At 63.8% G+C, this 24,260-nt stretch carries 21 protein-coding genes; 12 read left to right on the top strand and 9 right to left on the bottom strand.

Annotated features, from left to right (window positions below; translation table 11 throughout):
- Nucleotides 1-9 precede the first annotated feature (9 nt).
- Nucleotides 10-879 carry an AraC family transcriptional regulator gene (locus tag EN851_RS33610; protein ID WP_135930995.1) on the top strand — a complete coding sequence of 290 codons (870 nt, stop codon included), beginning with the start codon at nucleotides 10-12 and terminating at the stop codon, nucleotides 877-879.
- Nucleotides 880-891: 12 nt separating this feature from the next.
- On the opposite strand, the gene EN851_RS33605 is transcribed toward EN851_RS33610, so the two are convergent.
- A complete protein-coding gene (locus EN851_RS33605) occupies nucleotides 892-1,362 on the bottom strand; it encodes a MarR family winged helix-turn-helix transcriptional regulator (protein ID WP_127278016.1) in 471 nt (156 codons plus the stop codon).
- A gap of 409 nt (nucleotides 1,363-1,771) precedes the next feature.
- Here EN851_RS33605 and EN851_RS33600 point away from each other — a divergent pair, with 409 nt between their 5' ends.
- From EN851_RS33600 to EN851_RS33585, 4 genes are all read left to right on the top strand, one after another.
- Nucleotides 1,772-2,842, top strand: a complete 1,071-nt coding sequence (locus EN851_RS33600; protein WP_127278015.1) for a GTP-binding protein — start codon at nucleotides 1,772-1,774, stop codon at nucleotides 2,840-2,842.
- 80 nt (nucleotides 2,843-2,922) lie between these two features.
- A complete protein-coding gene (locus tag EN851_RS33595) occupies nucleotides 2,923-3,201 on the top strand; it encodes a DUF1778 domain-containing protein (protein ID WP_027142795.1) in 279 nt (92 codons plus the stop codon).
- Nucleotides 3,198-3,725, top strand: coding sequence for a GNAT family N-acetyltransferase (locus EN851_RS33590; protein WP_127278014.1), 528 nt, complete (start codon nucleotides 3,198-3,200; stop codon nucleotides 3,723-3,725). Before EN851_RS33595 ends, EN851_RS33590 begins: the two co-directional genes overlap by 4 nt.
- 97 nt (nucleotides 3,726-3,822) lie before the next feature.
- Nucleotides 3,823-4,797, top strand: coding sequence for a WD40 repeat domain-containing protein (locus tag EN851_RS33585; protein WP_127278013.1), 975 nt, complete (start codon nucleotides 3,823-3,825; stop codon nucleotides 4,795-4,797).
- A gap of 15 nt (nucleotides 4,798-4,812) precedes the next feature.
- Here the strand turns inward: EN851_RS33585 and EN851_RS33580 are convergent, their stop codons facing one another.
- Nucleotides 4,813-5,265, bottom strand: coding sequence for a hypothetical protein (locus EN851_RS33580; protein WP_127278012.1), 453 nt, complete (start codon nucleotides 5,263-5,265; stop codon nucleotides 4,813-4,815).
- 151 nt (nucleotides 5,266-5,416) lie between these two features.
- Between EN851_RS33580 and EN851_RS33575 the strand changes: the two genes are divergently transcribed.
- The 4 genes from EN851_RS33575 to EN851_RS33560 all read left to right on the top strand — a co-directional run bounded on the left by EN851_RS33575 (nucleotide 5,417) and on the right by EN851_RS33560 (nucleotide 11,009).
- Nucleotides 5,417-6,796 (top strand): aspartate aminotransferase family protein, encoded by a 1,380-nt coding sequence (locus EN851_RS33575; RefSeq protein WP_127278011.1) that lies wholly within the window; start codon nucleotides 5,417-5,419, stop codon nucleotides 6,794-6,796.
- A 32-nt stretch (nucleotides 6,797-6,828) separates the two neighbouring features.
- Complete coding sequence (locus EN851_RS33570) at nucleotides 6,829-8,214, top strand: glutamine synthetase family protein (protein WP_127278010.1); 1,386 nt, start codon at nucleotides 6,829-6,831, stop codon at nucleotides 8,212-8,214.
- A gap of 87 nt (nucleotides 8,215-8,301) precedes the next feature.
- Nucleotides 8,302-9,537: a putative DNA modification/repair radical SAM protein gene (locus EN851_RS33565; protein WP_127280646.1), complete on the top strand. Its 1,236-nt coding sequence runs from the start codon at nucleotides 8,302-8,304 to the stop codon at nucleotides 9,535-9,537.
- Between the two features lie 2 nt (nucleotides 9,538-9,539).
- Complete coding sequence (locus EN851_RS33560) at nucleotides 9,540-11,009, top strand: UdgX family uracil-DNA binding protein (protein ID WP_127280645.1); 1,470 nt, start codon at nucleotides 9,540-9,542, stop codon at nucleotides 11,007-11,009.
- 250 nt (nucleotides 11,010-11,259) lie between these two features.
- On the opposite strand, the gene EN851_RS33555 is transcribed toward EN851_RS33560, so the two are convergent.
- From EN851_RS33555 to EN851_RS33540, 4 genes are all read right to left on the bottom strand, one after another.
- Nucleotides 11,260-12,540 (bottom strand): glycerate kinase, encoded by a 1,281-nt coding sequence (locus EN851_RS33555; protein WP_135930994.1) that lies wholly within the window; start codon nucleotides 12,538-12,540, stop codon nucleotides 11,260-11,262.
- Nucleotides 12,537-13,040, bottom strand: a complete 504-nt coding sequence (locus EN851_RS33550) for a heme-degrading domain-containing protein (RefSeq protein ID WP_135882803.1) — start codon at nucleotides 13,038-13,040, stop codon at nucleotides 12,537-12,539. The genes EN851_RS33555 and EN851_RS33550 overlap by 4 nt, the downstream gene beginning before the upstream one ends.
- 76 nt (nucleotides 13,041-13,116) lie before the next feature.
- A complete protein-coding gene (gene guaD, locus EN851_RS33545; protein ID WP_135917005.1) occupies nucleotides 13,117-14,430 on the bottom strand; it encodes a guanine deaminase in 1,314 nt (437 codons plus the stop codon).
- Between the two features lie 2 nt (nucleotides 14,431-14,432).
- Nucleotides 14,433-15,650: a urate hydroxylase PuuD gene (locus tag EN851_RS33540; RefSeq protein WP_135930993.1), complete on the bottom strand. Its 1,218-nt coding sequence runs from the start codon at nucleotides 15,648-15,650 to the stop codon at nucleotides 14,433-14,435.
- Nucleotides 15,651-15,786: 136 nt separating this feature from the next.
- Between EN851_RS33540 and EN851_RS33535 the strand changes: the two genes are divergently transcribed.
- The 3 genes from EN851_RS33535 to EN851_RS33525 all read left to right on the top strand — a co-directional run bounded on the left by EN851_RS33535 (nucleotide 15,787) and on the right by EN851_RS33525 (nucleotide 19,322).
- Nucleotides 15,787-16,707, top strand: coding sequence for a LysR family transcriptional regulator (locus EN851_RS33535; protein ID WP_127872927.1), 921 nt, complete (start codon nucleotides 15,787-15,789; stop codon nucleotides 16,705-16,707).
- Nucleotides 16,708-17,085: 378 nt separating this feature from the next.
- Nucleotides 17,086-18,081, top strand: a complete 996-nt coding sequence (locus EN851_RS33530; protein ID WP_127279468.1) for an LLM class flavin-dependent oxidoreductase — start codon at nucleotides 17,086-17,088, stop codon at nucleotides 18,079-18,081.
- Nucleotides 18,078-19,322 (top strand): LLM class flavin-dependent oxidoreductase, encoded by a 1,245-nt coding sequence (locus EN851_RS33525; protein WP_127872926.1) that lies wholly within the window; start codon nucleotides 18,078-18,080, stop codon nucleotides 19,320-19,322. The genes EN851_RS33530 and EN851_RS33525 overlap by 4 nt, the downstream gene beginning before the upstream one ends.
- Here the strand turns inward: EN851_RS33525 and xdhC are convergent.
- Genes xdhC through xdhA form a run of 3 tightly spaced genes read right to left on the bottom strand, consistent with a single transcriptional unit; the run spans nucleotide 19,319 to nucleotide 24,257 of the window.
- Nucleotides 19,319-20,353, bottom strand: coding sequence for a xanthine dehydrogenase accessory protein XdhC (xdhC, locus tag EN851_RS33520; RefSeq protein WP_127872925.1), 1,035 nt, complete (start codon nucleotides 20,351-20,353; stop codon nucleotides 19,319-19,321). The two genes, EN851_RS33525 and xdhC, sit on opposite strands and share 4 nt — an antisense overlap.
- A 59-nt stretch (nucleotides 20,354-20,412) precedes the next feature.
- On the bottom strand, nucleotides 20,413-22,776 hold the full coding sequence (gene xdhB / locus EN851_RS33515) for a xanthine dehydrogenase molybdopterin binding subunit (protein ID WP_135862457.1): 2,364 nt from the start codon (nucleotides 22,774-22,776) through the stop codon (nucleotides 20,413-20,415).
- Entirely contained in the window at nucleotides 22,776-24,257 is a 1,482-nt protein-coding gene (gene xdhA / locus EN851_RS33510) for a xanthine dehydrogenase small subunit (protein ID WP_135862461.1), read from the bottom strand. The genes xdhB and xdhA overlap by 1 nt, the downstream gene beginning before the upstream one ends.
- Between the last annotated feature and the right edge of the window lie 3 nt (nucleotides 24,258-24,260).

Genomic DNA, 24,260 nt, shown 5'->3' with positions numbered 1-24,260 from the left:
AAGGAGACGATGTTGCACGATCTAGGCAGCCAGGCCTTCGAGGGTCTTGGACGTTTGTGCGCAGATGCCGCTGAAAACTGCATCATCTCGGCTCCCGATCCCGCCGGGATGGAGCGCATCGAGGCCCGGTTTCACGGCAGCGCCTTCGATCCGCATCGCCACGACACCTATGCGATCGGGGTGACGCTGCGCGGCGTGCAGACCTTCCGCTATCGTGGCGCGGCACGGCTGAGCCTGCCTGGCCAGGTCATCGTGCTGCATCCCGACGAATTGCACGATGGCGGCGCGGGCACCGAGGAAGGCCTGCGCTACAGAATGCTCTATCTCGAGCCGTCACTGATGCTCGACTGTCTCGGCGGCGCGGCGCTGCCGTTCGTCGGGGACGGGGTGGTGACGGACGATGCCTTCTGCGCGACGCTGTTTTCGGCGCTCGGGCCGTTGGAGCAGGAACTCGACGAGCTGTTCGTCGACGACTTTCTGGCGCAGCTGATGCAAAGCCTGGCCCGGCATGGCGGCCAGCCGGCAAAGCCGATAGCCGGGACGGCGCGGCGGGCCGCGACGCTGGCGCGCGAGTATCTGACGGAAAACCTCGACCGGCCCGTGCGCTCTGGCGAGTTGGAAGCCGTCACGGGTCTCGACCGCTATGCCCTGTCGAGACATTTCCGCACGGCCTTCTCGACCAGTCCGCATCGTTTCCTGGTGATGCGCCGGCTTCAGCGCGCGCGCAGGATGATCGCCGCCGGCGAGCCCTTGGCGCAGATCGCGATCGAAGCCGGCTTCAGCGACCAGAGCCACTTCAACAGGCAATTCAAGAAAGCGTTCGGCATGACACCGGGACGCTGGTCGTCCTTGATCCATGGAGCTGCCGCGGCAGCCTGATTGCCGAAGAGATCAGTCGTCCGACTCGGCGTCGTCGTCGATCAGCACCAGTTCCTCATTGGAGAGGTTGGCCTCGATGCGGGCGAGCAGCTTGAACAGCGCCTTCTGGTCCTTCTTGTCGAGGCCTTTCAACGCTTGCTTTTCGGTCTTCTTCACCGACTTCTCGATGGCGCGGATGGTTTCACGGCCGGTATCGGTGAGGAAGATATGCGCCTGGCGGGCATCGGATTCCGACGCGCGTTTTTCCAGAAAACCCTGCGCCTGCAGCCGGTTGATGGTCTTGGTGATGGTCGGCGGGCGCACGCCGAGACGCCCGGCGAGATTGCCCGGTGTCTGGCCGTCCTCACGGTCCAGCGCCAGCATGATCTGGTCCTGGCCGGCGTAGAAGCCATGCGCCAGGAGCCGTGCCGCCAGCGCGGTCCTTGCCAGCCTTGCCGCTGAATGCAGCCGGCTCATCGTTGCAGTCTTGTCCGCCTTGGCCATGGTCATCCCTCTTCGGCCGTACCGGTGCGCACAGCATAGACGCAGCCGGCCGGTTGGCAATCGACGATCGAAAGATTCCGGCATTCGAAACAGCTTTGCCGGCAAGCATTGCGGTGTCCGCCGTGGTGATGCCAGATGTTTATTTCAGTTAGATGACAAACGAGTTTGGCGGGGAACGGATTCGCTGCGGCTGCGATCCCACGACCGGCGGCCCCCGGACAGGACGTCGTCTTGATCTTCCATCGCCGGGGCGGCGATGGCTTTTCGCGGCCACGATGTCAGGACGAATCCCAGCCGGCAACTTTGGCCCATGGTTTGCCCGTGCAAAAACCCGGCGCACATCCTATATGGAACCGACAATCCCTTTTCGCGGCCTGGATTTCAGGGCCCAGTCATTTCGAGGCAAGCCATGAGCGACGCACAGACGCAGATTCCCGTAACCGTTCTCACCGGCTATCTCGGCGCCGGCAAGACTACGCTGCTCAACCGCATCCTGTCGGAGAACCACGGCAAACGCTACGCCGTCATCGTCAACGAATTCGGCGAGATCGGCATCGATAACGAGCTGATCGTGGAATCCGATGAGGAAATCTACGAGATGAACAATGGCTGCGTCTGCTGCACGGTGCGCGGCGACCTGATCCGCGTCGTCGAAGGCCTGATGCGGCGACCCGGCCGCTTCGACGCCATCGTCGTCGAAACCACCGGGCTCGCCGATCCGGTGCCGGTGGCGCAGACCTTCTTCATGGACGACGACGTGCGCTCCAAGACCAAGCTCGATGCCGTGGTGGCGCTGGTCGACGCCAAGCACCTGCCGCTGCGGCTCAAGGATTCCAAGGAGGCCGAGGACCAGATCGCCTTCGCCGACGTCGTCGTGCTCAACAAGACCGACCTCGTCACCCCCGAAGAACTCGCCAAGGTCGAGGCAACGATCCGCGCCATCAATCCGGCAGCCAGGATCCACCGCACGACACGCGCCGGCGTGGCGCTGTCGGAAGTGCTCGACCGCGGTGCCTTCGACCTGTCCAGGGCGCTGGAAAACGACCCGCATTTTCTCGAGGCGCATGACGACCATGATCACCATGACCATGACCATGATCATGATCATGATCACGACCATCATCATCACGACCACGATGGGCACGACCACCACCATCACGCGCATCCGTCCGATATCCATGACGTGACGGTGCAGTCGGTGTCGCTGCGCGGCGGCGAAATGGACCCGAAGAAATTCTTCCCGTGGATCGAGAAGATCACTCAGATGGAAGGCCCCAACATCCTGCGGCTGAAAGGCATCATCGCGCTCAAGGGCGATGACGAGCGCTATGTCATCCAGGGCGTGCACATGATCATCGAGGGCGACCACCAGCGGGCCTGGAAAGACGGCGAAAAGCATGAGAGCCGGCTGGTGTTCATCGGCCGCGAACTCGACGCCGAACGGCTGAAGAAGAGCTTTGACGCCTGCCAGGCATCGTAAAGTCGTATTGATGATCTTGAAGGGTTGATGTCGACTTCATGTACACATAGGATGTGTACATGAGTTTGAGGAGATTTCCGATGCCCAGGTCGGCAGACAATAAAACTGAGCGCTATCAAATCCGCATCGCGCCTGCGCAGAAGGCGATGATCGCGCGCGCTGCCGCACTGTCTCATCAGGACGTTACCGACTTCATTCTCAACAAGGTGGTTCCCGAAGCACAGGCGGTAATCGAAGCAGCCGAGGTTGCGAAAGTATCCGACCGCGATTTCACACGTATACTCGACCTGTTGGAGAACCCGCCGAAACCAAATGCCAAGCTCCGAGCGGCGATCGCGGCCTTGCCGGATACTCTGTGACACTTCCGTCCTGGCACGAGGAGCCGATCGCGAAACGCCATGATCGGGCCTCGTTCGATTGCGGCGATGCGCAGATGAACGATTTTCTGCGGCGGTACGCGCGGCAAAGCCACGAACAAAATGCCGCCAAGACCTTCTGTGCGATCGACGATGCGGCTTTGGAGCAGATCCTCGGCTTCTATACGATCGCACCTTCAGCCGTTGCTCATGAAGCCGTGCCCGAGGCGATGACGAGAGGTTTGGCGCGGCACGAGGTTTCCGGCTTCAAACTTGCCCGGCTGGCGACCGACCGCAGAGTCGCCGGACAGGGGCTCGGAAGTCAGCTGCTTGCCGCCGCGGCATTGCGCTGCTTGCGACTGGCCGGCGAAGGTGGCGGAATCCTGCTCATGATCGATGCCAAGAGCGAGCGGGCCGCAAGATGGTATGCCAGCTACGGAGCCGAGCGCCTCCAAGGATCGAATCTGACCCTGGTGATGCCATTGGCGACGTTCGCAACCGATCTGCGGGCGAAGGGGCTGCTTTGATGACAGCCTCTCGCACTTCGCTGATCCTCCGGTTGCCGGAACCGCAAACGTCGAGTAAGCCGCCTCTGTACTGTCATCTAGCTGAACAAAGATAATCATGCCCACAGTCGCCCCGCTCGATCTCGAAGGCCATTGCGTCGCCGCCGTCTTCCTTGGCGATGTGCCGCATTTCGCGCTGGCCGATGGCGCTATCCACCGGCTCGACAATGGCCACAAGACTGTACAGGCCAATGACGGGCTGCTCGCGGCCTTCCATGACGCGGCAAACGACCGGCTGATCACCGGCGGCGAGGACGGCAAGGTGTTTGCCGTGAAAGCCGGAGGTGAGACCCGGGAGGTGGCGAGCGCCGGCAAGAAATGGATCACCAGCGTTGCCGCCGGGCCGCAAGGCGCCATCGCCTATGCCACGGGAAAGACGGCCTTCGTGCGCTTCGCCGATGGCAAGATCCGGGAATTTGCCCATCCGCGCTCGGTCGAGGGGCTGGCCTTCTCGCCCAAGGGGATGCGCTTCGGCGTCGCCCGCTACAATGGCGCGACGCTGCATTTCCCGGCCGCCGAAGGCAAGCCGGTGGAGCTCGAATGGGCCGGCGCCCACACCGGCATCACCTTCTCGCCGGACGGCACCTTTCTGGTCACCACCATGCAGGAAAACGCCCTGCATGGCTGGAAGCTCGCCGACGGCAAGCACATGCGCATGAGCGGCTATCCCGGCAAGGTCAAAAGCCTGTCGTGGAGCGTCAAAGGCAAGTGGCTGGCCAGTTCCGGCGCGCCGGCGGCGATCGTCTGGCCGTTTTCGGCCAAGGACGGGCCGATGGGCAAGGCGCCGCTGGAACTCGGCACGCGCGGCAACGCCATGGTGACGGCGGTTGCTTGCCACCCGAGCCAGGATGTCGTCGCCGTCGGCTATGATGACGGCATGGTTATGGCCGTGCGCTTTTCCGACGCCAAGGAAGTGCTTTTGCGGCGCCCGGGCAAGGGCGCCATCACCGCGATGATGTGGGACAAGGAAGAACGCCGCGTCGCCTTCGGGAGTGCCGCCGGCGACTGCGGCGTCATCGACATCACTGCCTAGTTTCGAACCAGCGGATTACTCGGCGCCGCAGGAAACCTTGCCGGTCAGATCGACCGGCTTGCCATCGCTGTCCTTGTCGGCCGTGCTGTCATAGACGGCGAGCTTGTAGTTTCCATCATAGACGCCTTCGTCGCTGGCCTTGGTCAGGATCGTCAGTTCGACCGAACTGTAGGTCTTGGCCACCTCCTGCTCGCGGTAGATGTTCAGCCGCAGTTCCTTGTTGTCCAGCCAGTACTGGGTGAGGTTGGAGTTCTCAAAAATGGTCTTTCGCAGCTGATCGCCGGCGGGCCTTGCCTTGATTTCGAGATCACCGCGAAAATTGAAGGTCGGGCCGCCCATCCCGGTGGTGACGCCGGCATCGACCTGGAATTTGACCAGTGGATCATCGACGGAGCACCAGATGCCGCCGGTGGCGAACGCCGTACCGGTCGACAGGAACAGTATCGTCACGCAGATGATCGTCCGCATTTCCCTTGCCCAATTACCGTCCACATTGGCGCCGACTTCGCACGGAGCGTCAAGCGCCGCCGGCCAAGGCTGAGCCAATGCAGAACAGACGCACGGCCAATTGCCGTTGCGGAGGTGGATTGGCTAAGAGGAATGAGCCAGAGGGGTTTTCATGCACAGCAGCGATAGTTCAAAGACCATCGGCGGCATCAGCCGCGACCGCATCGCGCACTTGCGTGAGACGGAAGGGGCTGCCTTCCGCAAGGCGCGGCCGAAATCGCAGGCCAAGGTCGGCAACGGCCTGCCCGGCTTCTTCGGCGGCGTGCCAATGCACTGGATGAATGACTGGCCGACGCCGTTTCCGATCCTGGTGGACAGCGCCAGGGGCGCCACGATCACCGACGTGGACGGCAACAGGCTCGACGATTTCTGCCTCGGCGACACCGGCTCGATGTTCGGCCACTCGCCGCTGGCAGTGGCACGCGCCATTCGCCGCCAGGCCGGGCGCGGCCTGACCTATATGCTGCCATCCGAAGATGCGCTGGCCATCGGACCGCTGCTGCAGCAGCGCTTCGGCCTGCCGTTCTGGCAGATCGCGACGACGGCGACCGACGCCAACCGCTTCGCGCTGCGCGTCGCCCGCGCCATCACTGGACGGGAGAAAATCCTGGTCTTCAACGGCTGCTATCACGGCTCGGTGGACGAGACGATGGTGCGGCTGATCGACGGTATCCAGGTCAACCGGCCAGGACTGGCGGGCGAATTCCGCGACCTGACCCGTATGGCCAAGGTCATCGAGTTCAACGATGTCGCCGCACTGGAAGCCGCGCTCAACGACAGGGATGTCGCTTGCGTCATCGCCGAACCGGTGCTGACCAATTCCTGCATGGTGCTTGCCGATCCCGGCTACCACGAGGCGCTGCGACAGTTGACCCGTGCTGCCGGCACGCTGCTTTTGATCGACGAGACGCATACGATCTCGACCGGCCCGGGCGGTTACACCAGGAAATATGGGCTGGAGCCGGACTTGTTCGTTCTGGGCAAGCCGATTGCCGGCGGCGTGCCGGCGAGCGTCTGGGGCATGAGCCATGAAGTCGCTTCGCGCTATGCCGACTACAACAGGACGAAAGAGCCTGGCTATTCCGGCATGGGCACGACGCTGTCGGCCAACCCGCTGCAGTTCGCCGCCATGCGCGCCACGCTCGAGGAGGTGATGACGCAGGAGAATTACGACCGCATGGATCATCTGGCGCGCCGGCTCGATGCCGGGCTGACCGGCGTGATCGACCGTTACCGCCTGCCCTGGCATGTCGCCCGTGTCGGGGCCCGTGTCGAGTTCATCTGCGCGCCCGGTCCGCTGCGCAATGGCGCCGAGGCGGAGGGTGCGCATGCGCCGGAACTCGAAGCCGCCATCCATGTCGCGCTGGTCAATCGCGGCGTGCTGATCGCACCCTTCCACAACATGATGCTGATCTCGCCGGCGACGTCAGGTGCCCAGGTCAACCGGCTGATCAGCGCCTTTGGAGCGGTTGCGGCAAAGCTTGCGGCATGAGACAAGCCCCTCAAGCCAACCCGAGTTCCATCATGACTTCACCTTCGGGCTCGACGCCCACCGAGGCGCAAGCCTTCCTCGACGCCCATCCCGAGATCGAGGCCTTCGATATCGTGCTGACCGACGCCAATGGCGTCGGGCGCGGCAAGATCGTGCGCCGGCACGAGCTGAAAAGCATTTTCGAAGGCGGCCGGCATATGCCGATCTCCATCCTCGGCCTCGACATCACCGGCGAGGATGTGCACGAAACCGGGCTGATCTGGGACAGCGGCGACGGCGATCTCCGGGCCTGGCCAATTCCCGGCACGCTGGTGCCGCTTTACGGTACGAATCCGCCGCGCGGCCAGGTGCTGATGGCTATGTATCATCTCGACGGCCAGCCAATGTCGTCGGACCCGCGGCTGGCGCTCGCCCGGCAGGTCGACATACTGGCTGCCAAGGGCCTCCATCCGGCCGGCGCCTTCGAACTCGAGTTTTTTCTGCTGGCCAATGAGCGTGATGCCGATGGCAAGGTGCAGCCGGCGCGCGCGGTGCTCGATGGCCGCGTCTCGGGCAAGACCGAAGTCTATTCCGTCGACCATCTGCATGGCATGGAGCCGCTGTTCTCCGACATTTACGCCGCCGCCAAGGCGCAAGGCATTCCGGCCGAGACGGTGATCTCGGAATATGCGCCTGGCCAGTACGAGCTGACGCTGAACTACCGCAAGGACGTGATGCGGGCGGCCGACGATCTGGTCATGCTGAAGCGGCTGGTGCGGGCGCAGGCGCGCCGTCACGGTGTCACCGCCTGCTTCATGGCCAAGCCGATCGAGAAATATGCCGGCTCCGGCATGCATTTCCACGTGTCGCTGCAGGACAAGGATGGCCGAAACGTCTTTTCGGAAGCCACCGGCGAGAACTGGTCGCTGCCGCTGCTGCGTGGCCTTGGCGGCCTGATCCAGACCATGGCGGAATCGATGCTGGTGTTTGCGCCGCACGCCAATTCCTGGCGCCGCTTCGTCTCGCAATCCTACGCACCGGTGGCGCCGACCTGGGGCGTCAACAACCGCTCGGTGGCGCTGCGCGTGCCGGCGGGCGATGCGAAAAACCGGCGCATCGAGCACCGGCCGTCCGGCGTCGACGCCAATCCCTATCTGATCGCCGCGACGGTGCTCGCCGGCATCGTCAAAGGCCTCGACGAAGGGCTCGATCCGGGCCCCGAAACGACCGGCAATGGCTATGAGGCTGCCGTCACCCGTACGACGATGCCAGCCGATTGGCGCGCGGCAATCGAAGCGGCCAGGGCGTCCAGTTTCCTAAAGGGCGCGCTCGGCGAGGACCTGCACCGCACCTTCGTTGCGATCAAGCAGTCCGAATACCTGCGCGTGGCCCGCACGGTCAGTGAACTGGACTATCACCTCTACCTGCACGAAGTCTGACGGCTGGGCGACCCGGCGGCGATCACTTTTTCGCCGTCACCATCAAATGAGATGGCGTGATGATTGATCAGAACATATCATGAACAAATGAGTGTTCTCACCATCCGTGAAAAACTGGCAATCCTGTCCGACGCCGCCAAGTACGATGCCTCCTGCGCCTCATCGGGCTCCGCAAAAAAGGATTCGCTGAAGTCCGGCGGCGTCGGCTCCACCGAAGGCATGGGCATCTGCCATTCCTACGCGCCGGACGGCCGCTGCATTTCGCTGCTGAAAATCCTGCTGACCAATTTCTGCATCTACGACTGCAGCTATTGCATCAACCGCTCGTCGTCGAATGTCCGGCGCGCCCGCTTCGGCATCGACGAGGTGGTGAAGCTGACCATGGATTTCTACCGGCGCAATTATATCGAAGGCCTTTTCCTCTCCTCGGGCGTCATCCGCTCGCCTGATGAAACCATGGGCGAAATGGTCGAGGTGGCGCGGCGGCTGCGGCTGGAGGAAAAATTCTCCGGTTATATCCATCTGAAGACCATTCCGGAAAGTTCGGCGGACCTGGTGGAGCAGGCCGGGCTCTATGCGGACCGCTTGTCGATCAATATCGAATTGCCCACCGACGAGGGCGTGAAGAAGCTGGCGCCGGAAAAGAGGCCGGAGACAATCCGGCTCTCGATGGCCAACCTGCGCCGGAAGATGGAGGAGAAGGCCGAGCCGACGCTGCGGACCAAAAAGCGCGAACGCTTTGCGCCCGGCGGCCAGTCGACGCAGATGATCGTCGGTGCCGACAAGACCTCCGACGACGGCATCCTGCACACCAGCGCCCGGCTTTATGGCAGTTACCACCTGCGGCGCGTCTATTATTCGGCCTTCAGTCCGATCCCCGATGCCTCGTCTTCGCTGCCGTTGCAGAAGCCGCCGCTGATGCGTGAACACCGGCTCTACCAAGCCGACTGGCTGATGCGCTTCTACGGATTTTCTCAACCGGAAATCCTGGCCGGCAGCAGCGATGGCATGCTCGATCTCGCTATCGACCCGAAGCTTGCCTGGGCGCTGCGCAACCGGGGGCAGTTTCCCGTCGACATCAACCGCGCCGACCGTGAGACGCTGTTGCGAGTGCCCGGCCTCGGCACCAAGGTGGTGACGAAAATCCTGCAGACCCGCCGGCACCGGCGGATGCGGCTGGAAGATGTCGGGCGGATTTGCCATTCGATCGCCAAGCTACGGCCCTTCATCATCGCCGAAGGCTGGTCGCCAGGTGCGCTCACCGACAAGGCCGGCCTGCGCGGCCAGATCGAGCGATCCTGCGAACAACTGGCGCTGTTTTGACCATGCTGCCAGCGGAGCTCGACCTCGCCCGCTACACAGTTTGGCTTGAAAGCCAGACCGATTTCGCCGGCTGGCGCGACGCGGCTCGACGGCTGGCGCTGAATGAGGTCAGACCCGAGGATATCGGCTGGCATGTCGCAGCCGGTTCCGACCGGCCGCAAAGCGATTTGCCTGACGTGCCCGAGGGCGCGCAGCTCGTTGTGCCGCGCGATTTCATCGATCACACTGAAACCGCCTTCTGCCATTGCGACCCCGGCCGTTTCGCCTTCCTCTACCGGCTGTTGTGGCGGCTGCGTGCGGAGCCCAAGCTGCTGGCGATCGCATCGGATCCCGATACCAGGCGGCTCGAGGCGATGGAAAAGGCGGTGCGGCGCGATAGCCACAAGATGCATGCCTTCGTCCGCTTCCGGAAGATCGGCGATGGCGAGGAGGAACGCTATGTCGCCTGGTTCGAGCCCGACCATTTCATCGTCGAGCGCAATGCGGATTTCTTCGTCCGGCGTTTTACCGGCATGCGCTGGACGATCCTGACGCCTTACGCCTCCGCCGACTGGGATGGCGAAAGGCTAGCGATCGGACCGGGCGCCGCCAAGACCGACGCGCCTGACCAGGACGACACCGAAGCGCTGTGGCGGACCTACTTCGCGAACATCTTCAATCCGGCGCGGCTGAAGGTGAAAGCCATGCAGAAGGAGATGCCGAAGAAATATTGGCGGAACCTTCCCGAGGCCTCGCTCATTCCTGACTTGATCGCGGGAGCGGACAAGGCCGCCAAGGATATGATTGCCAGAATGCCGACAACGCCCGCGCCGCACCACGCCAAGGTGCAGGCAAAGCATTGGCCGAAGCATCAGCCAGCCGAAACGCCTGACGGCGATGCCGCGCACACGATTTCCGAGTTGCGCGAAGCCGCGAAGGGCTGCCGCCGCTGTCCGCTTTGGCGCGATGCGACGCAGACCGTATTCGGCGAAGGACCTGACAATGCCAAGGTGATCTTCGTCGGCGAACAGCCTGGCGACCAGGAGGATCTCGCCGGCAAACCTTTTGTCGGCCCCGCGGGCAAGGTGTTCGATGCGATCTTGGACGATGCCGGTGTCGACCGCCTGGAGGTCTATGTCACCAACGCGGTCAAGCACTTCAAATTCGAGCCACGGGGCAAACGCCGCATCCATTCCAAGCCGAATGCCGGCGAGGTTCAGGCCTGCCGCTGGTGGATCGACAGGGAATTCGAGCTGGTCAAGCCGGAGCTTGCGGTGGCGCTCGGCGCGACGGCGGCGCTGTCCCTGCTTGGCAAGGCGATCCCGGTGACCAAGATGCGCGGCCAGGTGGTCGAACGCGAGGACGGGTTGCGCGTCTTCATCACCATCCACCCCTCCTTCATCCTGCGCATCCGGGATCACGCGGATAAAGAAGCCGAACGCGAGCGGTTTTTGCAGGATATGAAGCAGGTGAGGAAGCTTATGTCGACTTGATCCATCAGGTCCGAGCGCTGGATAAGGATCGAGCGGTTGGCGCCGCCCCTCATTGTCCTGCCGGACATTTCTCCCCGTGTAGTGACGGGGAGAAAGGGGCTGTGCCCTGCGCTTTCGTCAATCACCATCGTTGCAAGAAAAAGCTCCAAGACGCAGTTAGCTTCCTTCTCCCCGTCACTATACGGGGAGAAGGTGCCGGCAGGCGGATGAGGGGCAGCGCTTGCGTTTGGGAGAGGGGACGCACCAGCCTTTAACGGACGAGAATTGCCCTGAGATCATTGACGTTCGTGCCGGTCGGGCCGGGCACGAAGAGATCGCCGACGGCATTGAAGGCCGTCCAGGCATTGTTGCCGGCCAGCATCGCCTTGGCATCCACACCCGCCGCCCGCATGCGCGAAACGGTCGAACCGTCGGCGAAGGCGCCGGCATTGTTTTCGGAGCCATCGATGCCGTCGGTATCCGCGGCAAGGGCATGAGTACCCTCTACGCCATTGATGCCGATGGCGAAGGAGAGCAGGAATTCCGAATTGCGGCCGCCCTTGCCCCTTATGCCGTCAATGGGGGCACGGAGCGTTACGGTCGTCTCGCCGCCCGACAGGATCAGCACCGGCTTCGAGAACGGTCGGTTGCGGGTCGCCACTTCGCGGGCGATGGCGGCGTGGACGCCGCCAACCTCGCGCGCTTCGCCCTCGATGGCATCGGAGAGTATGACGGCTTCGATGCCTTGCCGCCTCGCTTCCGCCGCCGCCGCTTCCAGTGATACGCCGGCCGAGGCGATCAGATGCACCTCGTTGCGCGCAAAGCGCTGATCGTCGGGACCTGGTGCGTCGGCCCCCGGCGACTGGATGTGCGCCATGACCGCGTCCGGCAGTTTCATGCCATAGGCGGATATCGACGCCAGCGCGTCTTCACGGCTGCCAGTGTCGGGAACGGTCGGGCCGGACGCCACCAGGGCCGGATTGTCGCCGGGGATGTCGGAGACAACCAGCGACACCACCTTGGCCGGCCATGCGGCAGCGGCCAGCCGGCCACCCTTGATGGCGGAGAGATGCTTGCGGATGGTGTTCATCGCCGCGATCGGCGCGCCGGAAGCAAGCAGCGCCTCGTTGACGGCAATTTCGTCGGCCAGCGTCAGGCCGGCGGCCGGAGACGGCAGCAGGGCCGAACCGCCGCCGGAAATCAGCGCCACGACCAGGTCGTCCGCTGTCAGCCCTTGCACTTTCTCCAGCAGCCGCCGCGAGGCCTCGAGCCCGGCGGCGTCCGGCACCGGATGCGCGGCCTCGATGATCTCGATGCGCTCGCATCTGGCGCCATAGCCGTAGCGGGTGACGACCAGCCCTTCGATCAGGCCGTCCCAGACCTTCTCGAAGGCCGCCGCCATCTGTGCCGAGCCTTTGCCGGCGCCGATGACGATGGTGCGGCCCCTGGGTCTGGCCGGCAAATGGTCGCGGATGGTGCGCTCCGGATCGGCGGCGGCGACGGCGGCATTGAAGATCGAGGTAAGAAAAACCTTGGGATCGGGCACGGTCATTCGGGGTCCGCGGACAACGCCAGCTTGCGCCTGTCTATGCCCAGGTGATCGCACAGCGCATCGACCACCACGCCATGATCCTGGCGCTCCGGCAGGCCGGACACCGCGATCACGCCGATGACACCGGCACCCTTGACCGCGACCGGGAAGCCACCGCCGGCGAGCACATAGTCCGCAATATCCAGCCCCTCGCCGATCTTGAAGGTGCGGTCGGGACGCTGCTGCTCCAGAACCAGACGGTAGGTGCTTTTGAGGTAGCGCTTGACGACATTGATCTTGCGCCGCGCCCAGTCGGGATTGGATGCATTCGACCCCGGCATGGCGGCATAGAAGAGCGGCCGGTCGAAAGTCCTGATGTCGACGATAACGGGCAGGTTCTCAGCCAGCGCGCGATCACGGATCGCCGAACCGAGCTTGAAGGCGACGGCCTCGTCGAAGGCCGTGAAGACAAGGGTCTCTTCCTGTTTCTTGATCAGAGCGATGTCGTCAGCAACGGTCATGTCGTTCCCCTGTCAACTTCGCCGCACGCTTTGACCGATGGCTGCCGCCGGGTCAAGCAGGCAACACACCGCAGCGCTAAATTGCGATGTCGCTCTTGGCCGCTCGCCCCGCGACATAGACCTCGCGCACGGCTCGATCATCGCCCAGCGTCTGCAGCAGGAACAGTTCCTGCGCCAGCGTCTCGACCGTTTCCATCCTGAGCCGCATGGCCGGCGTTGCCCTCGCATCGAGCACGACGATGTCGGCATCGGTGCCTTCCTCCAGCGTGCCGATCTTCTCGACGACAGATAGCGCCTCGGCATTGCCGCGCGTGATCTGCCAGAAGGACTGGAAAGGGTTGAGCTTCTCGCCGTTCAGGGCGATCACCTTGTAGCCCTCGTCCATGGTGCGCAGCATCGAATAGTTGGTGCCGCCACCGACATCGGTGGCGGCCGCTATGCGCAACGGCTTGTCGCGGCGGCGAAAGCGCTGGTAGTCGAACAGGCCCGAGCCGAGGAACAGGTTCGAGGTTGGACAGAACACGGCCACCGAACCGCTGTCCGCCAGCGCGTCCGCCTCGCGCTCCGACAGATGGATGCAGTGGCCGAAAAGGCTCTTTTTGCCCAGCAGCCCATAGTGCTCGTAAACGTCGGTGTAGTCGCGCGACCAGGGATAAAGCTGTTGCGTGAAGGCGATCTCGGCGTGATTTTCCGACAGATGCGTCTGCATGTGCAGGTCGGGATGTTCGCGGCACAGCGCGCCGGCCATCTCCATCTGCTCCGGTGACGAGGTGATGGCGAAGCGCGGCGTGATGGCATAGTGCTGCCGCCCCTTGCCGTGCCACTCCTTGATCAGCGCCTTGGTGTCGTCATAGCCGGTCTGCGGCGTGTCGAGCACGCCTTCGGGCGCATTACGGTCCATCATCACCTTGCCGGCGATGTTGAGCATGTCGCGCGCGTGCGACTCGGCGAAGAAGGCTTCCGCCGAGGCCTTGTGCACCGAACAGTAGGCGGCAACCGTCGTTGTGCCGTGGCGCACCGTTTCATCAAGAAACAGCCGCGCGATGCGGCGGCCATGCTGCGCGTTGGCGAATTTTGTTTCCTCGGGAAAGGTGTAGGTGTTCAGCCAGTCGAGCAGTTCGGCGCCATAGGAGGCGATGACCTGCATCTGCGGGAAATGCACATGCGTATCGATAAAACCCGGCAGCAGCAGATGCGGCCGATGGTCGATCTTTTTGACGCCCTCGCCGGCCTGTTTCTCGACATCGGCATAGGCGCCTGATGCAACGATCCTGCCATCGCTTATCAGCAGGCCGCCATCCTCCTCGTAGCGCCAGGCTGAGTGGTCGTCGATGGTTTGCGGCCAGCGCACGAAGGACAGGGTGCGGCCGCGCAGAAGTGTCGAGGTCATGCTTATTTCCCCGCGCCTTCGAACCAGGCGACCAGCAGCGCCCGTTCCTTGTCGGTGATCTGGCTAACATTAGCCGGCGGCATGGCGTGGCTGCGGCCGGCCTGCAGATAGATCTCGCGGGCATGGTCGGCGATGCCGGCGTCGGTGTCGAGCATCACGCCCTTGGGCGCATGATAGATGCCTTCATAGACCGGCTCGGCCGCATGGCACATCGAACAGCGGCCGAGAACGGTGTCGCGCACCGCCGGGAAATGCGCCGAGGCGATATAGACCTGCGCCGAGGCGGACACCTTCGGTTCACCGGTCAGCACCTTCGGCACGGTCGACAGCCAGATGACGATGATGAACAGGACAAGGGCGCCGAGCCACGTCCAGTGCGGGTTGCCGGCACGCTTGTGCACGGTGTTGAAATAGTGGCGGATGAGGACGCCGATGATGAACACCAGCGAGGCGATGACCCAGTTGAACTCAGTCCCGAATGCCAGCGGATAGTGGTTCGACAGCATCAGGAACAGTACCGGCAGCGTCAAATAATTGTTGTGGAGCGAGCGCTGCTTGGCGATCTTGCCGTATTTCGGATCAGGCTTGCGGCCGGCGATGAGGTCGGCGACGACGATCTTCTGGTTGGGAATGATGACCATGAAGACATTGGCCGACATGATCGTCGCGGTAATCGCGCCCAGATGCAGGAAGGCGGCGCGGCCGGTGAACAGGTGCGTCAGCCCCCAGGCGATGAAGACCAGCACGCAATAGAGCACCAGCATCAGGCCGGTGTCGCTTTTGCCAAGCGGCGAGCGGCACAGGAGATCATAGACCACCCAGCCGACGCCGATCGTGGCCATCGACAACAGAATGCCCACCGGCACCGACATCGGCAGCACATTGGGATCGATCAGGAACAGATCGGCTCCGGCGTAATAGACCACGCACAGCATGGCGAAGCCGGACAGCCAGGTGGCATAGGATTCCCATTTGAACCAGGTCAGGTGCACGGGCATCTCGGCCGGCGCCACCAGGTATTTCTGGATGTGGTAGAAGCCGCCGCCATGCACCTGCCATTCCTCGCCGAAGGCGCCGACCGGCATGCCGGGCCGCTGGCGCAGGCCAAGATCGAGCGCGACGAAGTAGAAGGACGAGCCGATCCAGGCGATGCCGGTGACGACGTGCAGCCAGCGCACGGCGAAGCTCAGCCAGTCCCAGAAAATCGCGAAATCCATCATTGAAATCGTCCCTGCCGATCCGATGACTTTACGGTGTGGGGCGCAAACGAAAAGAGGCGAGGTGTACGATGACTTTCAAAAAAAAATGGAAAATACTAGGTTGATCACCGCAAACCGGTGAAGGGTGCCGATCCGCATGGCCTATCTCGACAACATCGCCGTCTTTGTCCGCGTCGTCGAGCTCGGCAATCTGTCGGCGGCCGGCCGCGACATGCGCATTTCGCCGGCGGTCGCCTCCAACCGCATCAAGGAACTGGAGAAGCATCTCGGCGTGCGGCTGTTCAACCGCACCACCCGGCAATTGATGCCGACCGAGCACGGCACTGTTTTCTATTCCGGCGCCAAGCAGGTGCTGGAGGCGATCACCGAGGCGGAAGCGGCCGTCTCGGCGCTGTCCGGCCAGCCGCGTGGCACCATCCGCGTCACCGCACCGCTCGGCCTCGGGCGCCGGCTGGTGGCGTCGGGCATTCCCGATTTTCACGACAAATACCCTGACGTCGAGGTGCGGCTGAGGCTCTCGGACCACAATGTCGACATCATGAAGGAAGGCATCGACGTCGCCTTCCGGTTAGGGATCATCGAGGATTCCAGCCTCAGGATGCGCGGCATCATGGAATGCGAGCGCGTGCTGGTCGCCGCACCCAAATATCTGGAAGCGCGCGGCGAGCCGACGGAGCCGCAGGAGCTGATCGGCAGGAAGCATGACTGCCTGATGCTGCGCTATTCCGGCGCGCGCGAATATGTCTGGACCTTGCAAACGCCCACCGGCCCGCAGAAATTCGAGGTGCATGGGCCCTATGACACCGATGATGGCGACGTGCTGACCGGCTGGGCGCTGTCGGGGCGCGGCATCATCAACAAACCGCGCTTCGAGGTCGAGCCGTTCATCCGCGACCAGCGGCTGAAAGTGATCCTGACCAGCACCCCGCCAACGCCGGTGCAGTTCGCCGCCGTCTATCCGCACAAGAAGCTGCAGGATCCCAAGGTGCGGCTATTGCTCGACTTCATGGCCGAGCGTTGCCAAAGGCTGATCAAGGACATTCTGGCGGGCAAGTGAGGGGCGGTCGCGTTGCTACGGGATCGGCCGAAGGCCCGCGACTTCGTCATCCACGGGCGGAGCGACGCGAAGCGGAGCGCAGACCCGAGGACCCATTCCGTGACTTTCGCCGTAAAGTGCAACGGAGCAGAATTCTGCACCGTGGCAGCGCCTTGACGCCGCGGCATGGATCCTCGGGTCTGCGCGACGCCGCTTCGCGGCTGCTCCGCCCGTGGATGACGACGCGGCGGATGTTTCAGCTAATTTTCGAGGTGTTTGAGAGCCAGCCGAAACGTGACTGCTGGCCGGCACATGGCCGGCGGTTGGCCCAGCGCCAGCGGTTGCCATTGGGGCATGCGGCGAACATAGTTCCCGCATGCCTTCCCCCAGGAACCATCCATGACCGACGGCGCCACAACGCATCTGGCCGCTTCGCTCAACATTGCCCTCGCAACCGGGCAAGCGCTCACTTTCAGCGATCTGGCCGGCTTCGCCCGGGAGGCCGAGGCGGCGGGGCTGGACATGATCATCCTCGACGACTCCGCGCCGCATGGCGCCGCGCCGAGCAGTCCGTTCGAGGCGACCACTCTCATCGCCGCGCTGGCGACCGTGACCGAAAAGATCGGTCTCGTCGCCAGCGCCTCGACGATCGCTCACCAGCCCTACAATCTCGCGCGCCGCTTTGCCTCGCTCGACATGATCAGCCATGGCCGCGCGGGCTGGAACGCGACGCTGGCGCAGACACCGCGAGAGGCCGCCAATTTCAGCCGGCCCGACGGGTTTTCAGCCGATGATTTTCGCCGCCGCTCGGAGGAATATATCGGCATCGTTCAAGGGCTCTGGCAGGGCTGGGACGCGGACGCGCTGCTGTTCGACAGGGACGGCGGCCGCTTCCATGATCCGCAAGGAATGCACCTGCTCGACCACAAGGGCGAGTTCTTCTCCGTGCGCGGGCCGCTGAATGTCGCGCGGTCGCCGCAGGACGCGCCGGTGCTGGTGCTGTCCGATCTCACCGAAGGCGACCTCGACTTTGCCGCCCGCACCGCCGATGTCGTTCTGCTGGACGAACGGGCGGCGGCAGAAGACAAGGCGTGTCATGGTGATTTGAAGCGCCGGGTTTCCGCCTGTGGGCGCGAGCCGGATGCGGTGAAGATACTGGCTGATATCTCGCTCACCGCTGACGGCGTCAGCGGGCTGGCCGACAGGCTGGAAGAAAAATCCTTCTCTAAGAGCTGCGACGGCTTCAACATCCGCTTGCCGGCGCAGCTTTCGGTGTTCGACGATTTGATCGATCGTGTTCTTCCGGAGTTGCGGCGGTGCGGGCTGCTTCGAGAAAACCATCCCGGCACCACCTTGCGCTCGCATCTCGGCCTTGCCGGCGGAGGTGACCAATGACCGCGCAAATGAAGCTCGGCGCCTTCCTGTGGGCGACGGGCCATCACATCGCCGCCTGGCGCCATCCGAAGGCGCATGTGAAAGCTGGCATCGACATCGATCACTACATGGCGCTGGCGCGCACGGCTGAAGCGGCGAAGTTCGACATGATCTTCTGCGAGGACGCCGCCGGCCTGCGCGAGGCCAATGTCGACATTGCCAGCCAGACGTCGCGCTCGATCGGCTTCGAGCCGATCAGCCTGCTTTCGGCGCTGGCTGTCCAGACCAGCCGCATCGGCCTCGTTTCCACCGCGTCGACCAGCTACAACGAACCTTACGGCCTGGCGCGGACCTTCCTCTCGCTCGATCACCTGAGCGGCGGCCGGGCCGGCTGGAACCTGGTGACCTCGGCCAGTCAGATCGAAGCCGCCAATTTCGGCGCAGCCGGCCTCAAGCCTCATGCCGACCGCTATGAGCGGGCGCGCGAGTTCGCCGAGGCGGTGACAGGGTTGTGGCGCGGCAAGGCAGGCCATGACGGACAGAGTTTTTCGGTCCGCGATCCGCTCGATCTGCCGCGCTCGCCGCAAGGCGCGCCTGTCATGGTCCAGGCCGGCGCTTCCGACGTCGGCCGCGACCTCGCCGCCCGCACCGCCGACGTGGTGTTCACGGCGGCACAGACCTTCGAGGAAGCGAAGGCCTTTTACGACGACCTCAAGGGGCGCATGGCGGCGTATGGGCGTGAACCCGATGACATCAAGATCATGCCCGGTGTCGCGCCCGTGGTGGCGGAGACCGAAGCCGAGGCCCGCGAAAAATTCGAGGAATTGCAGGAATTGATCCCCGACGACGTCGGCGTGGCGCTGCTGTCCAGCTATCTCAGCATATCCGACCTCTGGCGCCATCCGCTCGACGGTCCACTGCCCGACTTGCCCGAGAGCGAGGGCATGAAAAGCCGGCAGGCCCTGGTCGTCGAGCAATCGCGCCGCGATGGCCTTTCCATTCGCCAACTGGCGCGGCATTTCGCCGGCGCGCGCGGCCATTGGCGCATCGTGGGAACCGCGGTCCAGGTGGCGGACGAGTTGCAGGCGCGGTTCGAAGGCGGTGCCGCCGACGGCTTCAACGTCATGCCGTCTTATTTTCCCGGCGAACTCGATGCCTTTGCCACGCTGGTCGTGCCGGAACTGCAGCGGCGCGGCCTGTTCCGCAAGGCGTATGAAGGCGCCACGCTGCGCGCGCATCTGGGCCTCAGGCGACCGAGCTAGCCGGCGGTCACCCTGTCATGCGGAGCGTGATGCTCTGCGTTCGAAGCCGCATTGTGGATGACCAGCGCCGTCATGATCTCGGCGGCGGCGAGCGCGGCAATAACCGGCGGACGCTTGTCCTTGACGGCGTCGCCGCCGATCGGCGAGACGAGGCGGGCGAATTCGGTCTCCGTGCCGTCGGCCGATTTCAGGAACCAGTGCCTGAAGGTCGCTTTCTTGGTCTTCGAACCGATCATGCCGACATAGGCCGCGTCGTCGCGTTTCAGCGCTTCGGCGACGATCAGGAAATCGAGCGCGTGGTCATGCGTAAGGACGGCGAAGGCGGTGCCGGCCGGGGCGTTGCGCAGCTCTGCCTCGGGCATCGGCGTCAGCCGCGTCTCGACGGTTTCCGGCATGCCTTCCAATGCCTCGGCGCGTGTCTCGATGACGACGCCATGCACGGGAAGAAGCGCAATGGTCGACGCGAGCGCTTGGCCGACATGGCCGCCGCCGAAGATATAGACATGCGGCAGATGCGCCTCCTCCGATTCAGCGTGCGCCATCAGCTTTTCCTCGATTGTGCCGTCGACCAAGCGGATCAACACCTTGACCCGACCCCCGCAGCACTGGCCGATTTCCGGCCCGAGCGGAACGTCGAGCGTGACGCCAGCTTCGTCAGCGTCGCGCTGCCCCTCACCCTTACCCTCTCCCCGTAAGGACGGGGAGAGGGGGTCGCCGGCGTTACGGCCGCTTCCCTTCTCCCCGTCACTATACGGGGAGAAGGTGCCGGCAGGCGGATGAGGGGCGGCGCCGACATCGGCAAACTCGCTGAAAGATGCGGAGCGCAAAGAGCCCAGCATCTGCCGCGCCTTATCGATCGCCATATATTCGAGCTGACCGCCGCCAATGGTGCCGAAAATCGCCGATGGCGAGACAAGCATGAACGCACCGGCCTCGCGCGGCGTCGAACCCTTTGCCGCCGCAACTTCGACAAGCGCGACCCGACCGGCATGGTCGAGAAACACTTTCAGCTCTTGAACCTTCGAGTTCATCGCCTGCACTTCCATCCAGGAAATATAGTATTTTTCGGCGCGATTTGCACGTTTTGGCCTCAGGAAGGCTCTGAAGCCTCCCGCTTCAGCCGCTCGATCGCCATCAGCACGCGTTCGGGTGTCGCCGGCGCGTCGAGACGCGGGCAGATCTTGTGGTCGGCGACGCTGGCCACTGCGTCCGACAGCGCGTGCAGCACCGCCATGCCATGCGGCAGCGGCGGTTCGCCGACCGCCTTGGAGCGATGGATGGTCGGCTCATAGGCCTGCGACCAGTCGGTCAGCGCCACGTTGAAGATCTTCGGTCGGTCCGACGCCAGCGGAATCTTGTAGGTCGACGGCGCGTGCGTGCGCAGCCGGCCCTTGTCGTCCCACCACAGTTCCTCCGTCGTCAGCCAGCCCATGCCCTGGATGAAGCCGCCCTCGACCTGGCCGAGGTCGATGGCCCGGTTCAGCGAACGGCCGCAGTCGTGCAGGATATCGGCGCGCTCGACGACATATTCGCCGGTCAGCGTGTCGACCGACACTTCGGCGCAGGCCGCGCCATAGGCGTAGTAATAGAAGGCGTGGCCCTGGCCCTTGCTGCGATCCCAGTGGATCTTCGGCGTCTTGTAGAAGCCGGCGGCCGAGAGCTGCACACGTGCGATATAGGCCTGCTTGACCAGATCGTTGAAGCTGACCTCCTGGTTGCCGACGCGCACCCGGTTTGGCAGGAACAACACCTGGTCGACAGGGATCTGATATTTCTCGGCGGCGAAGTCGGTCAGCCGGCGGCGGATCTGGCGCGCCGCGTTCTGCGCCGCCATGCCATTGAGGTCGGCGCCCGAGGACGCAGCCGTCGGCGCGGTGTTGGGCACCTTGGCGGTGGTGGTGGCGGTGATCTTCACGCGATCGAGGTCGATCTGGAACTCCTCCGCAACGACTTGCGCCACCTTGAGATGCAGGCCCTGCCCCATTTCGGTGCCGCCATGGTTCATGTGCACCGAACCATCGGCATAGACATGCACCAGCGCGCCGGCCTGGTTGGCCTCGGTCTTGGTGAAGGAGATGCCGAACTTGACCGGCGTCAGCGCCAGGCCGCGCTTGACGAAGCGGCTGTTGGCGTTGAATGCGGAAATCTCGCGACGGCGGCGCGCATAGTTGGCGCTGTCTTCCAGTTCCGCCACGATGCGCTGGATGATGCAGTCCTCGACCTTCTGGTGATAAGGGGTGACGTTGCGGCCGCCGATCGCTTCCATCGGATCGTAGAAATTCAGCTTGCGGATTTCGAGCGAATCCTTGCCGACCGCGAAGGCGACCTCGTCGATGACACGCTCGGCGCCGACCATGCCTTGCGGGCCGCCGAAGCCGCGGAACGCGGTGTTGGAGACGGTGTTGGTGTAGAGCGGCGCGGACTTGGCCAGCACCGCGGGATAGAAATAGGCGTTGTCGCAGTGGAACAGCGCACGGTCGCCGACCGGGCCGGACAGGTCGGCGGAGAAGCCGCAGCGCAAGGCGTAAGTGAAATCGACGCCGAGAATATTGCCCTCGTCGTCGAAGCCGACCTCGTAGTCGATGGCGAAATCGTGCCGCTTGCCGGTGGCGGTCATGTCCTCGTCGCGGTCGAGCCGGATCTTGACCGCCCGCTTCAGCCTCTTGGCGGCGATCGCGGCGATCGCGGCGCACTGGTTGGCCTGCGTTTCCTTGCCGCCGAAGCCGCCGCCCATGCGGCGCACTTCCACCGTCACCGCGTTACTCGGCACGCCAAGCGTGTGGGCGACCAGATGCTGCGTCTCGCTCGGCCCCTGGGTCGAACAATAGACGGTGACCTCGTCGTCCTCGCCGGGGATGGCGAGAGACACCTGGCCTTCGAGGTAGAAATGGTCCTGGCCGCCAAGCCACATCCGGTTCTTGATGCGGCGGGGCGCTGCCTTGATTGCCGCAGCCGCATCGCCGCGCCGCAAGATCAGCGGCGTGGTCACCTGCTTGTCCTTCGCCGGATCAAGGTCCCAGATGTCGATCACGGCGGGAAGCTCGTCATATTCGATCCTGGCCAGGCGCGCGGCGCGCCGGGCTGCTTCGCGCGTCTCGGCAATCACCGCGAAGATCGGCTGGCCGAAGAACTGCACCTTGCCTTCCGCCAGAACCGGATCGTCATGCATGTTGCTGGGCGAGACATCGTTCTCACCCGGCACGTCGGCATAAGTCAGCACGTCGACGACACCAGGGGCCGCGCGCACCGCCGAGAGGTCGACGCTTTTCAGAACGCCATGCGCCACCTTGGACAGGCCAAGGCCGGCATGCAGGGTGCCGGCCGGCTCCGGCATGTCGTCGATATAGACGGCGCCGCCGCTGACATGCTTGTGGGCGGAATCATGCCGCTGGTCGGTAGCGACGCCGCCGACGATCTTCTCGGCCTTGAGGTTTGATGGTGCGTGCTTGTTCATCAGGCCGCCTCGCTGCGTGATACCTGGAACGGCGCTTTCGTTCCGGTCGTCTCGACGTAAAAACGCAGCAAGAGGTTCTTTGCCGCCAGCGCTCGATATTCGGCGGTCGCGCGCATATCCGTGAGCGGCGTGAAATCCTTGGCGTATTCGGCCATCGCTGCCGCCACCGTCGCTTCACTCCAAATCTTGCCTATCAAAGCCCGTTCAACCGCCGACGCCCGCTTCGGCGTTGCCGCCATGCCGCCATAGGCGATGCGGATATCGGCCACCGTGCCGTCCTTGGCCAGAGCCAGACAGAAGGCACCCAAGGTCGCGGTGATGTCCTCGTCGCGGCGCTTGGTGACCTTGTAGACGGCGAATTTCACGTCCTTTGCCGGCACGGGCACGTGCACGGCCTCGACGAACTCGCCCGGCTGGCGATCCTGCTTGCCATAGGCAATGAAGAAGTCCTGCAACGGGATCGTGCGCCGCTTCTTGCCCTTGCGCAATGTCAGCCGTGCGCCGAGCACGATCAAGGGCGGCGGCGTGTCGCCGATCGGCGAGCCGTTGGCGACATTGCCGCCGATCGTGCCCATGTTGCGGACCTGTTCGCCGCCGATGCGGTCGAACAACGGCCCCAACGCAGGGATGCGTTTCGACAGCGTCGAAAAGGCTTCGGTGTAGGTCACGCCGGCGCCAATCGATATGACGCCGTTTTCTTCCGTGACGGCGCAAAGCCCCGGCAGATTGCCGATGAAGATCGCCGGCGAGATATCGCGCATGTGCTTGGTCACCCACAGGCCAACATCGGTCGAACCGGCGACGACCGTCGCGGTGGGTTCCTTCTCGAAGACAGAAGCGAAATCGTCGGCGTCGGCCGGCACGACCAGCCGCGTCCTGCCGGAGCCAATCTCGACCCTGGCGCCATCGCGCAACGACTGCAGCCGTGTCGTGATGTCCCGGCGCTCCGCCGCCAGCGGGTCCTTCGCCGCCTTGCCATAGCTCGATATGGCGTGCGCGGCGCGCATGATCGCTTCGTAGCCGGTGCAGCGGCAGAGATTGCCTTGCAAGGCTTTTTCGATGGCCGCGTCCGACGGGTCCGGCGACTTCATCCACAGGCCGTAGAGCGACATGACGAAACCCGGCGTGCAGAAGCCGCATTGCGAGCCATGGAAATCGACCATCGCCTGCTGCACAGGATGCAACCGGCCTGACACACCGCGCAGATGTTCGACCGTCACGACATGGGCGCCGTCGAGCGAGCCGAGGAAGCGGATGCAGGAATTGACGCTTTCATAGACCAATCCGGCGGCCGATAGCCTGCCGACCAGCACGGTGCAGGCGCCGCAATCGCCCTCGGCGCAGCCTTCCTTGGTGCCGCGCAGCGAACGATCGAGCCGCAGCCAGTCGAGCAAGGTCGCGTCGGGCGCCACGGATGACAGCGCGACATCCCTGCCATTCAGAATGAAGCGGATTTCGTTGCGGATATTGACCTTGGCCATGCC

This window comes from Mesorhizobium sp. M8A.F.Ca.ET.208.01.1.1 (genome assembly GCF_004791315.1).
Lineage (GTDB): Bacteria > Pseudomonadota > Alphaproteobacteria > Rhizobiales > Rhizobiaceae > Mesorhizobium.
Note: the sequence above shows the minus strand (reverse complement) of the source record. Positions and strands in the feature narration are given on the sequence as shown.